Source organism: Virgibacillus carmonensis, from assembly GCF_057836705.1.
The window spans coordinates 1-937 of sequence record NZ_JBYQFJ010000094.1 but is presented as its reverse complement, the minus strand read 5'-3'; the positions used below and the strand labels follow the sequence as shown (position 1 = coordinate 937).

The 937-nt window shown below is 45.4% G+C and carries 2 protein-coding genes; both read left to right on the top strand.

All coding sequences use genetic code 11. The annotated features are described in order from the left end of the window. The coding region (locus AC3G7N_RS20665) for a class I adenylate-forming enzyme family protein (RefSeq protein WP_489424045.1) at positions 1 to 483 on the top strand (483 nt) is incomplete at its 5' end. Next, on the top strand, positions 452 to 937 hold a 486-nt coding region (locus tag AC3G7N_RS20660; protein ID WP_489424044.1), incomplete at its 3' end, for an enoyl-CoA hydratase/isomerase family protein. The genes AC3G7N_RS20665 and AC3G7N_RS20660, both read left to right, overlap by 32 nt.

Genomic DNA, 937 nt, shown 5'->3' with positions numbered 1-937 from the left:
CCTGTTGTTTCCAGTGAATACTGGCAAAAACCTGAAGCAACAGCCGAGACTTTTATTGATGGCTGGTGCTATACCGGTGATCTTGGAAACTTTGATGAAGATGGCTATTTGACAATTGCCGGCCGCAAGAAAGATATGATTCGCAGCGGCGGTGAGAACATTTACGCAGCAGAAATTGAGGATGTGTTAATGCGACAGGAAAAGATTGTTGATGCGTCGATCATTGGCATTCCTGACGCCAAATATATCGAGGCGTTCTGCGCCATTATTGTAAAAAAGGAGGGGTTCAATCTAACGGAATCAGAGGTGATTGATTATTGTAAGGAGCGGCTGGCAAGTTATAAAAAGCCGCGTAAGGTTGTCTTTGTTGATGAATTGCCAAGAACGCCATCCGGCAAAGTGCAAAAGTTTTTGTTAAGAAAAACGTATGGCGAAAAGGGTGGTGTTGGACATGAAGAAACAACCGGTCGTAACATGGTTTAAACAAAGGAAAATCGCTACCATTGTCATCGATAATCCACCAGTAAATGTTCTGAGTGGGGATGTGATCCTTCAGTTGGCAGAAGTGATTGGGGAAATTGAAGCAGATGAGTCAATTTCAGTAGTCATCCTGACCGGTGGTGGAGAGAAGATGTTTGTAGCGGGCGGAAATATTAAGGAATTTCCAGATTGGACTGGTAAAGGTGTTGATTATGCAAAAGAAAAGTCACTTGGTTTACAGCATCCGTTGAATAAATTAGAAAGGCTGGCAGTTCCTACGATTGCTGCATTAAATGGTTCAGCATTGGGAGGGGGCTGTGAGCTCGCCATGTCCTGTGACCTGCGGATAGCAGAAGAACAAATCCAGATCGGCCTTCCGGAAATTACGCTAGGATTGTTTCCCGGGGCAGGGGGAACGCAACGGCTTCCAAGGCTAGTCGGAAAGGCGAAAGCGAAG